This window comes from Absiella sp. AM09-50, assembly GCF_003433845.1.
Lineage (GTDB): Bacteria > Bacillota_I > Bacilli_A > Erysipelotrichales > Erysipelotrichaceae > Hoskinsella > Hoskinsella hominis.
Window position 1 is genome coordinate 1 of record NZ_QVFI01000051.1, and the last position, 10,201, is coordinate 10,201.

General features: G+C 34.9%; 12 protein-coding genes. 2 read left to right on the forward strand and 10 right to left on the reverse strand.

Annotated elements, in window-relative coordinates; genetic code table 11:
- Positions 1-240 precede the first annotated feature (240 nt).
- From DW114_RS20610 to DW114_RS20655, 10 genes are all read right to left on the reverse strand, one after another.
- Positions 241-1,311 (reverse strand): SIS domain-containing protein, encoded by a 1,071-nt coding sequence (locus DW114_RS20610; RefSeq protein ID WP_021421091.1) that lies wholly within the window; start codon positions 1,309-1,311, stop codon positions 241-243.
- A gap of 18 nt (positions 1,312-1,329) precedes the next feature.
- Positions 1,330-2,052, reverse strand: a complete 723-nt coding sequence (locus tag DW114_RS20615; protein ID WP_021421090.1) for a GntR family transcriptional regulator — start codon at positions 2,050-2,052, stop codon at positions 1,330-1,332.
- 2 nt (positions 2,053-2,054) lie between these two features.
- Positions 2,055-2,765 carry a GntR family transcriptional regulator gene (locus DW114_RS20620; RefSeq protein WP_021421089.1) on the reverse strand — a complete coding sequence of 237 codons (711 nt, stop codon included), beginning with the start codon at positions 2,763-2,765 and terminating at the stop codon, positions 2,055-2,057.
- A gap of 56 nt (positions 2,766-2,821) precedes the next feature.
- Positions 2,822-3,655: a sugar phosphate isomerase/epimerase family protein gene (locus DW114_RS20625; RefSeq protein ID WP_021421088.1), complete on the reverse strand. Its 834-nt coding sequence runs from the start codon at positions 3,653-3,655 to the stop codon at positions 2,822-2,824.
- 67 nt (positions 3,656-3,722) lie between these two features.
- On the reverse strand, positions 3,723-4,550 hold the full coding sequence (locus tag DW114_RS20630) for a PTS system mannose/fructose/sorbose family transporter subunit IID (RefSeq protein ID WP_021421087.1): 828 nt from the start codon (positions 4,548-4,550) through the stop codon (positions 3,723-3,725).
- Entirely contained in the window at positions 4,540-5,316 is a 777-nt protein-coding gene (locus DW114_RS20635; protein ID WP_021421086.1) for a PTS mannose/fructose/sorbose/N-acetylgalactosamine transporter subunit IIC, read from the reverse strand. The genes DW114_RS20630 and DW114_RS20635 overlap by 11 nt, the downstream gene beginning before the upstream one ends.
- Before the next feature lie 24 nt (positions 5,317-5,340).
- On the reverse strand, positions 5,341-5,811 hold the full coding sequence (locus DW114_RS20640) for a PTS sugar transporter subunit IIB (RefSeq protein ID WP_036745434.1): 471 nt from the start codon (positions 5,809-5,811) through the stop codon (positions 5,341-5,343).
- A 20-nt stretch (positions 5,812-5,831) separates the two neighbouring features.
- A complete protein-coding gene (locus tag DW114_RS20645; protein ID WP_147322663.1) occupies positions 5,832-6,275 on the reverse strand; it encodes a PTS sugar transporter subunit IIA in 444 nt (147 codons plus the stop codon).
- 114 nt (positions 6,276-6,389) lie between these two features.
- A complete protein-coding gene (locus tag DW114_RS20650; RefSeq protein ID WP_021421084.1) occupies positions 6,390-7,061 on the reverse strand; it encodes an HAD family hydrolase in 672 nt (223 codons plus the stop codon).
- Positions 7,062-7,127: 66 nt separating this feature from the next.
- The gene (locus DW114_RS20655) at positions 7,128-8,162 is read right to left on the reverse strand and encodes an SIS domain-containing protein (RefSeq protein ID WP_021421083.1); all 1,035 of its coding nucleotides are present in this window, start codon (positions 8,160-8,162) and stop codon (positions 7,128-7,130) included.
- Positions 8,163-8,442: 280 nt separating this feature from the next.
- Between DW114_RS20655 and DW114_RS20660 the strand changes: the two genes are divergently transcribed.
- The gene (locus tag DW114_RS20660; protein ID WP_100933525.1) at positions 8,443-9,183 is read left to right on the forward strand and encodes a helix-turn-helix domain-containing protein; all 741 of its coding nucleotides are present in this window, start codon (positions 8,443-8,445) and stop codon (positions 9,181-9,183) included.
- 32 nt (positions 9,184-9,215) lie between these two features.
- Positions 9,216-10,121 carry an IS3 family transposase gene (locus tag DW114_RS20665; protein ID WP_178695087.1) on the forward strand — a complete coding sequence of 302 codons (906 nt, stop codon included), beginning with the start codon at positions 9,216-9,218 and terminating at the stop codon, positions 10,119-10,121.
- Positions 10,122-10,201 lie beyond the last annotated feature (80 nt).

Here is a 10,201-nt window from a genome sequence, read left to right on the forward strand (position 1 = left end):
GGACAAAAATGTTTTAATTATTTTGTGTGTCTACTTGACACAAGCTGATCAAATTGTAGCTCATTAATATTTTCTCACCATTTTTTAATGCAAACCTCTAAAGACAGGTATCATATGTAGATATTGTCTTACTTACAAGACAATATTAATACTTTTTTGTCTTATCTACAAGACAATATTCATATATTTTTGTCTTGTGCATAAGACAAAAGCCTTCCGATAAGTCGAAAGGCTACTATACTAATCTTCGTATGTGATTGTTTTCGAATTCACGATCTTTTTAAATTCCTCAAATAATGGATGTTTAGGAATAGATCTTAACTCTTTACTAATTCTGTATGCAAATAATTGGAATACTTGAAGATACGTTAAAGATACAGTATCTGCACAAGGATTTAGTAATGTTAGTACATGATCATCCTCATATTCTTTATTTGTGATGTAATACACGCGATCCGAAACGGTTTTAGAAGCTCTATAAATCTGATAAGAACGATCTGACGTTTCATCTTGTGCATCAATAATAAATACATTATGTTTTGGAGACAATTGTAAATTTGGTCCATGAATATATTCTTCTAATTCATATCCACAAGAAACAACCTTTACCGTTTCTCCAATCTTTAGTGCTGCCTCTTTCGCTACACCTTCAGCAGGGCCGCAACCAGCCGCATACATATTTTCCATAGACAACAAGTTCTTTCTGAACTTTTCTAAGAAAGCTTCTTCACGAATAAAGTTTTCCTTTTGAATCGAAGCATAGCTTTCACAATAGTCATCCAACCATTTTGTATCGACTTCTTTACCTTGCTTTTCTAGAATCGCAAACGCAAGTTTTATTAAGAATAAGGCTAGTGTTGTTACTCCCTTAGTAACATACCCTTCTTTTTCTTCGTCTACATAATCAATCACAACTTCCGCATGATCTTTAATATCACTATTTAAATCCCCTGTTAATGCGATTGTTTTACGATCTAATTTTTTTAATATATCCAACGCATCTAATGCGTTTTTACTATATCCACTCTGTGAAACGACAAACACAAAGTCATCTTCACATAATACTGGATAGTATGCGAATGTATATGGATTTATTACAGTGACATCTACACCTAAATATTTTTCCATAATATATTTAGCACACCAAGACCCATTTCCACTCGAACCAGAAGCTATGATCTTAATATTTTTATAGTTTCCATCCATATAAACCTGAGCCAATTTATCCGTCTGCTTTTTATTTTTATATACTGAATTTAAGATGTCCTGCGTCTGCAAGACATAATATTCCATTGTTTCTAATTGTTCCATTTTCTTTCCTTCGTGAAATTATATTCTAAAACGATACGTGGATTTGTCACTTCGAATATAACTATGTGTATATTCCACGACATTTTTCTTTTTATCAAAGCCAATATATTGAAATCGAAATACAGGTTCTACAAGATTTCCCAAAAGTTTTGAGATTCGATCATCTGGAAATTGTACGATTAATGAACGATGGAAATCACAAGGATCATGATCTTTCGTTGCCATAAAATCATATAATGACACTTTTGAAAAATCATAGTCTTCAATGCCCTCTACATACTTGTACGGCATATAGGCAATTTCCACAGAAAAAGGTTTATCATTATAATAACGAACACGCTCTAAACAATAAACATCTTCTCCTTCTTCTAATTTCAAATGTGCACGAATCGAAGTTGTCGGTTCGATTTTTTCCGCAACAATGACCTTACTATCAATCGTAAAACCCTGTGCCTTTAAAAAACTTGAAAAACCACGATGATCATCTACCGCATCATAGTTTCCCCAAGCCGGTTTTACAATTTGTTTTGCGACAAACGTTCCTTTATAAGGAACCTTGATTAACACGCCATCCTCAATCAACACATTCAGTGCAGAACGCACAGTTTGTCTGTTCACACCATATTTTTCAGCCAAATCTCTTTCGGACTCCAAACGCTCACCTGGCAATAATTCTCCATTATCAATACGATTTAATAATGTATTTTTTAATTGTAAATATAAAGGTATACGTAAATCCATAATCAATTCTCCTCATCCGCATAAATAAAGCGATTCATTCGCATCACAGATTCATGATAACTTTTATATTGATTATCTTCTGTATACAAAATTCCTCTTCGCAAAACCAACGGACTGTTTTCTTCCACACCCAAATATTTACTTTCAGTTGGATTTGCGTTAACTATAAGAATTTCCTGCTCCCCATGCGTAAATTTTACATCATAATATTTTTCTAAGATTGAAAACAATGAATTATTCTCTAAGTCTTTATCTAATAATCCCGGAAATTGTTCCGCTTCAAAATAAGCTGTTTCCAAAGAAATAGCCTCTTCATCCAAATAGCGAACTCTTTCAAATTCAATTAATTTTGTTCCTAACGCAACACCCATTTTCTTAATTAATTTTTTATTACTTTCAAGTACTCTTAGAAAAACCACTTTACGATGCATCTCTTTGCCCATATTTTCAATACGCCCACTCATGCTTGAAACGACATTTAACGTTTCCATAATGCGTGGTTGCGATACATAATAACCCGATCTTTCAACACAATAAATCCAACCCTCATCGAGCAAACTCTCTAAGGCCAAGCGCACAGTTGCACGCTGACAATTAAATATTTCACAAAACTGTCTTTCGCTAGGTAATTTGTCATGAGGTTTAAATTCACCTATCTCGATCTTATAACGAATCTCATCCGCTATATAAATATCTCTAGTAATAGCCTTCATAAAAACCTCCTCACACACTCAATATATTATATCATTTTTTATTTAAATCCCTGTTATCATTTATTCAATTCCAACTTGTCAAAAGCACTTATCGTCTTTTCTTCAGCTGTCCAAGGCTTTTCATAATATCTAGAAGTCGCTGTTTCCAGTGACAGATATCCATGGTATCCATTGGCCTCTAAATCAAGAAGATCTTGTTTTAAATCTCTTGTTCCATCCGACCATGCCAAATGACCTGTTGGCTTTCCATCCACAAAGTGTGTATGGATCACATCTTTTCCAAATGCATCAAAATAATCTTGAATTGTATTATTGACTCGTGCCATTGCACCAAAATCAATACATACCTTTAACTGTGGATGATTTACCGCATCCAAATATGCCTTTAATTGTTCTACACTATTCACAAGAACAGATTCATCTGGTTGTAAAGCTTCGATTGCCACCAAAATATCATTTGCCTTTGCATAATCACAAACCTTACGCATCATTTCAACCGAACGATTCCATGCATCTTCTTTTGACTCATCATAATAAGCCCAGCCTGTTGTGATTAATATATGTTGGGCATTGACTTCTTTTGCGATATCCACCATTCGACAATAATATGCATATACATCTTCTTGACGTGATGGACTTGCCACATTGTTTGGCTTTGGATTTGTTTGTTCTGGACAAATACCAATGATTTTTACATCATATTTTTTTGCGTATTCCTTAAGCTGTTCTACACTCTGATTTTTATTGTAGTCCACATAGAAATGCATAGGACCCGTCCAAATCTCTACATTTTTAATACCTAAACGATTCATTTCCTGAAAAAAACGTTCAAAAGAATAAAATCTATAATGACTGTTCATTCCGCATAATCGATTTTTAAAATTTTTCATTTATTTATCCTCATCAGAAATTAAAGGGTTGAAAAAAGTCTTTTCAACCCTATATATATTATGTTAATTATGCCAAAATACCGAAGAATGCACAGACAATACAAAGTGCCATCATCGCAAACATAATTACTAGTGGTTTAACTTTCTTATTTAACAACATATATACGAATCCAGTTAATAATAATGGTAATAATCCAGGGATGATTCCATCAATAATAGCCTGAACTGTTGTAGCTGATTCACCACTACCAATCGCAATTGGAACTGTCATATAAACCATTTCTGCAGTCATAGCACCTGCAACTGTTAAACCTAAGATACTTGCTGCTTTACTAATTAAATCCATTACACCAGATTCTTCTGCAGAAGTAATGAAGTCTGAACCAAATTTGTAACCTGCATATACCAATACGTAACGTAAGATGAAGCTAGGTACGTTGAAAACCAATAAGAATAAGATTGGTCCTAAGATACTTCCTTGTAATGCTAATGAAGTACCTACACCAGTAGCTAAAATTCTTAATGTTCCCCAAATAAAACTATCACCAATACCAGCTAATGGACCCATGATAGCTGTCTTAACACTTGAAATAGAAGTTGTGTCAAAGTTTTCCATGTCATTTGCACGTTGTTCTTCCATCGCAACTGTAATACCCAATGGCAATGTAATACATTGTGGAGTTGTATTGAAGAACTCTAAGTGACGTTTACATGCTTCTTTAAGATCTTCTGGATTTGTATAGATTTTTTGTAATGCTGGAAGCATTGAATATAGATATCCATCATTCATCATACGTTCATAGTTCCACGTATGTTCCATTGTAATGGCGTGTAAGAATACTTTTCTTAAATCTCTTTTAGTAATAACGCCTTTGTATTCGTAATTAGAACTCATCTAAGCCATCTCCTCCCTCAACAACTGCAACTTTTCCTTTTTGATCTTTTTCTTTAAAGAACATCAAGACTACATAAGCCAATGCGAAGATTGCGATTGCTGTTGTATTTAAACTTAAATATTGAACTGCAAAGAAACCAATGAAGAAGAATGGAGCAATCTTTTTGTCCATGATCATCTGTGCTAACATCGCAAAACCTAATGCAGGAATAATTCCACCTGAAATATTAATACCTGTTTGTAACCATTCTGGAATTTGACTTAATAATCCAACTACAGCTTCACTTCCAAAATAGAATGCACATGGAATTACTACTAAACGAGGTAAGAATGAAGCATAACCACCGAAGAAATAGTGGAATTTGAATTTTCCAATATTACCTTCTTCAATATCTTTATCCATCAAGTGAGTGAAAACCAACATAATTGGAGCACTTAATACTGAGTTCAATGCCAACATAACTGTAGAAATTGGTAAACCTAATGCCAACGCTGTCTCAGGACCTGCTCCAGCTTCGATTGCTAAAGCTGTTCCTAAGATTGTTCCTGAAATCATATCAGGAGGTATGTACGCACCAATTGAAACTGCACCAATAAACGCCAACTCAAGGGTTGCCCCTATAACAATTCCTAATTCTAATTGACCAAACGCTAGACCTACCAATGGTCCTAAAACTAGCGGTCTTTGAATTAATGATGTACCCAACAAGAATTCTGAAACCGCGAAGAACGTGATCAAGAAAATTAATAAAGTCTTAACTAACATCTTATTCTTCTCCTCTAAAATTTTTTATTTTAATAAATCTTTTGTATTAACACGTTTGTCTGATGGAACCATCTGTGTAAATACATCAAATCCATCATCCATTAAATCTTTTAAGATCTTTTCATCGTTATCACTTACATAAACCGCTGTCGAAATTACGTGACGATCATCTGTTGGTTTTGTACCACCAAGGTTGATCTCTTTAATATCTAACGCTCTTGCAAGTCGATCCGCATCTTCAACACTTTCAACTACGATAAACAATTTGTACTTATCTGTAACACCAGATTTGATTGCTGCAATCGCATCATCAACTGTTTTAGCTACAACCTTTACGCCACTAGGTTTAGCCATTTTAATAGCTGACATACGCAATTTGTCATTCAACAAAGTATCACAAGCCAACAAAATGCAATCTGTACCAAGTTGTTTACTCCAACTAAAAGCTACTTGACCATGTAATAAACGGTGATCAATACGAAGTAATTTAATCATTGTACTTCTCCTCTCAATTTTTACAACTCATCTAAATCTGAGTCGATTTCTGAATCATTACAATATACGATACCTGTTTTAGCATCTTCAACGCATGTACGGATTGCTGCTGCAACATCATCGCATTCACGACAAGTCAATAAGATTGACATTGCCAAAATTAAGTTTGTTCCTGTTACTAAATGAACATTTTCCTTAGTCGTTAGCTCCAACAATTCGTTGTTTACGCTACCACCCAATAGATCTGTCATAATTACAAATTCATCTTCAGGATGATCTTCAACTTCTTGAATCACCAAAGGCTTAAAGAAAGGTTCGCCCTCAGCATATGCACAATATACGGATAAGTTGTCTTGTTTTCCAAGAATTAATTCAAGTGAAGTTTTGATTCCTTTAGACATATAAGCATGTGATGCCAAAATAAATCTTCTCATCAATACATCCTCTTTTCCAATTGTGTACACTTGATTTTTACCACTCGATTATGCCCGCTTGCGAGTGGTATGTAAATGCATACCATTTGTACAATCAAAGTATACCAGTAATCAAAATATAATGCAAGCGTTTACATGAAAAAATTAATTTTCTTCTGAATTCCAATATTTAATAATGTTATATGCATCCAAAATATCACTTGCTATCTCATCCGCTAAGCCTTGATTGAAATCATAGCGATTATCTTCTTTGGCAATTACACGAATATTTGCACCAATGCAAGCCTGTATACCATATGTTGAGTCTTCAATCGCTATTACCTCTTCTGGTTTCAAGTTTAATCTTCTTAATGTCTCCAAATAAATTGCTGGATTCGGCTTACTCTCTTTAAAATCTACTCCACTAACCATGCAATCAAAATATGAAGCAATACCACACTGTCGAGTTACCTTCTTAATATTTTCCATTGAAGAACTTGAGGCAATCGCAAGCTTATACCCCTTCGCCTTCAATTTCGGTAACACATATAATACATGCGGATTTAAAATCGTACGATAATCCAACCCTAATTCTTTTGACCACATACCCGCCTTAATTTCTTCTGTCGAATATTTATGATTTAAATATTCAGACATAGCTTCAAACATTTTATCATCCGAAGCACCCACAATTTTATTCATTTCTCTTTTCAATTCCAAATAAACCACATCTTCTTTAAGATTATCCAAAATATAACCAATGGCTTCCTGCAAATAGATTGGTTCTGAATCCACTAAAACTCCATCCATATCAAAAATAATACCTTTATATCTCATATTTAACCCCCATATAAAAGAAAACCACCCTTATTTACAGAGTGGTTTGACATCGTACATTGACTATTAATATTCAAATTGTCTGTAGTAACGACGATATTGTAAGTTGTGTTTAGTATACGCTTCGTAATGTCTTGATAATCTTCCTGTAATACAAGCAGTAGTGATCATAGGAACGATGAATTTTCTAAATTCATTGTCTAAACGAACGGCATATTCACTCGCATCGAATACTACATATTGGCAGTTAATCTTTTTACAGAATTCTTCAACACGGTTGTCTTGAGCTCTAAATTCATCTTCACCCTTAACGATAAATACTGGAACTTTGTCTTCAATCAATTCTAATGTTCCGTGGAAGAATTGTGCAGCATTTACTGGACGGCAACGAATCCATTGCATTTCTTCTAACATACACATAGAGAATAATAATGTTTCTCCCCAAAGTGCACCAGAACCTGTAAAGATTGTATATTCAGCATCATATAATTCAGAAGCCATCTTCATTCCGATTGGTTCGAATTTTTTCTTAATTGCTAATAAGTCTTCGAAAATATATTCAGATAATTGATCTGCGAAGCGATCATAAGCATCGAAATCTCCACGTAAGTTCATTAATTTGTACATGAAATATGCTTGTAATACATATGAGTGTTCGCAGAATCCAGTTACAACAGGAGCATGAACTACATAATCTAACATTTTTCCTAATTTACTATCACGACCTGTAAATGCAACAACGCGGATTCCTTCTTCTTTCATCCATTTGGCAGCTTGAACGATTTCAACAGTATCACCAGAAGCACTAGCAGTGATTACTAATGAATCTTTGTTTAATTTCTTAGGACGAACTGTGTTCACATCAGCCGCATTAACTGAATAAATATCTACATCTGACATTCTTGAAAGTAAATATTCATAGTGGCCAAATTCAAACTCAGTACCGCCAATACCTAATAAGAAAATGTTTGAATAACCTTGATCATGAATAACTTTTGCTAAATCTTCAGCCTCTTTACGTTGGCTAACTACAGCCTTACCATCTTCCAAATACTTTGGTTCATCGAATTTAATTAATTCAACTCTTTCACTAACAGTCATAATTTCCTCCTCTTAGGTACGCCAACAACCTCGGGCACTGGTTCGTATTTGCATACCATTTGTACACACTTAATATACCAGTTCTTTTTATAGAATGCAACACTTTTTTGAAAACGTTTACTATTTTTTTAAACGCCCAAAAAAAGACACCGATTATAAGAAGTGTTGTTGCACTTTCTTTTCATCAACAAAAAAAGCACCTATCCTATGATACGATTCTCAAAAGTAGACAGTACAAATAATTAAAACGTACTGAATACAGAGAGGATCGTATTTTTATATGGGAAGAAAAAGTAAGTATTCAAAAGAGTTAAAAATGGAAATAGTGAAAAGGTATGAAAGAGGTGAGGGTTCTTACGAATCATTGGCCAACGAAGTGGGAGTCGATCGCGGAACCATTCGTAAATGGTTCGCACACTATAAGAATCTTGGAACTTCTGCCTTTGATGAAGAATCTCGAAACAAATCTTATACGAAAGAATTTAAGGAAAAAGTCGTACAAGCTTATTTGAACGGAAAAGGTTCTTATCTGGATGTGGCAACGGCATTCGATATTCCTTCCGATACTACCGTCATTAACTGGGTAAAGAAGTATAATGGTCATATAGAACAAACGGATTATAAAACGATGGGAGATGTGTATATGACCAAGAGCCGAAATACAACGCAGGAAGAACGTAAAGAGATTGTGGATTATTGCCTGGAACATGACAAGAATTACAGACTGACAGCCAAAGTATTTGAAGTACCCTATGCCAATGTATATCAGTGGGTACAGAAATACTTCAAAAATGGTTATGATGGTTTATCCGATAAACGAGGTCATCATAAATCAGAAGACGAACTGGATGAAGTCGAGCTGTTAAGAAGAAAACTTGAAAAAGCCGAGCGTGAATTAAAAGTAGCTCGGTTGGAGAATCGCCTGTTAAAAAAAGTGGACGAGATCGAAAGGAGGCGATATGGCGAGAGAGCCGATTTGAGGCAAAATATCAGGCCATCAAAGAAACCGCTGAAGAAATAAAGAAAAATGAAGAGAAACCAAATATAAGCCAGATGTGCCAGTGTCTGGGTGTAAAACGTGCCAATTATTATAAATGGCTTCATCATGAACGATCTCAGTTTGACAAAAGATGGAATCTATTAATTGAAACCGTACGAGCCTATCATGAAACCTATGATCATAAATTGGGATATCGGATGATGAAGGATTATATCAATCATGACAAAGGCACAGCATATACAGAATATCAGGTCTACAAAGTAATGCGGTACCTGGGCTTAAAGAGTCGGATCCGTCAGAAAAGGCACAACTGTACAGTACGGGCAAAAGACGCAAAGGTTGCACCAAATGTACTGAACAGAGATTTCAATGCGGCAATACCAAATGAGAAATGGGTAACGGATGTCACGGAATTCAAGTATGGAGACAGATTTGAACATAAGCTGTATCTAAGCGTGATTCTGGATCTGTATGACAGGTTTCCTGTCAGTAAGAAATATGGAGATTCCAATAATAATGTCCTTGTGCATAATACCTTTGAAAAGGCTGTAGAAGCATACCCGGAAGCACATCCAGTATTTCATTCAGATGCGGGATTTCAATATACAAGTCCATCATTCCAGAACAAATTGCGAGAACATGGAATGATACAAAGTATGTCTCGAATCGGCTGTTGTATCGATAATGGTCCTATGGAAGGATTCTGGGGAATCCTAAAATGTGAGATGTATTATGGAAAGCATTATCGAACCAAGGAAGAGCTAATCCATGCCCTGGAGGAATGGTTTCATTATTATACATATGAAAGATATCAGAGACGATTCGGGGTCAGGACACCTTACGAAGTAAGAAGTGAAGCACTGAAGGCAGAGACACCGGCAGAATATAAGATCCCCGAAAACAAACGGATCATGAAATATAAACAAGAACATTACAAAAGCCAGCAGGCAGAAATATAAAAAATCCATCAGACATGATAATGCCTGATGGACAAAAATGTTTTAATTATTTTGTGTGTCTACTTGACACAAGCTGATCA

Excerpts from the sequence above, each read along its gene's own strand:
- DW114_RS20660 (WP_100933525.1), top strand. The coding sequence starts at position 8,443 with ATGGGAAGAAAAAGTAAGTATTCAAAAGAGTTAAAAATGGAAATAGTG.
- DW114_RS20610 (WP_021421091.1), bottom strand. The coding sequence starts at position 1,311 with ATGGAACAATTAGAAACAATGGAATATTATGTCTTGCAGACGCAGGAC.
- DW114_RS20615 (WP_021421090.1), bottom strand. The coding sequence starts at position 2,052 with ATGGATTTACGTATACCTTTATATTTACAATTAAAAAATACATTATTA.
- DW114_RS20635 (WP_021421086.1), bottom strand. The coding sequence starts at position 5,316 with ATGTTAGTTAAGACTTTATTAATTTTCTTGATCACGTTCTTCGCGGTT.
- DW114_RS20640 (WP_036745434.1), bottom strand. The coding sequence starts at position 5,811 with ATGATTAAATTACTTCGTATTGATCACCGTTTATTACATGGTCAAGTA.
- DW114_RS20665 (WP_178695087.1), top strand. The coding sequence starts at position 9,216 with ATGTGCCAGTGTCTGGGTGTAAAACGTGCCAATTATTATAAATGGCTT.
- DW114_RS20630 (WP_021421087.1), bottom strand. The coding sequence starts at position 4,550 with ATGAGTTCTAATTACGAATACAAAGGCGTTATTACTAAAAGAGATTTA.
- DW114_RS20655 (WP_021421083.1), bottom strand. The coding sequence starts at position 8,162 with ATGACTGTTAGTGAAAGAGTTGAATTAATTAAATTCGATGAACCAAAG.
- DW114_RS20620 (WP_021421089.1), bottom strand. The coding sequence starts at position 2,765 with ATGAAGGCTATTACTAGAGATATTTATATAGCGGATGAGATTCGTTAT.
- DW114_RS20625 (WP_021421088.1), bottom strand. The coding sequence starts at position 3,655 with ATGAAAAATTTTAAAAATCGATTATGCGGAATGAACAGTCATTATAGA.
- DW114_RS20650 (WP_021421084.1), bottom strand. The coding sequence starts at position 7,061 with ATGAGATATAAAGGTATTATTTTTGATATGGATGGAGTTTTAGTGGAT.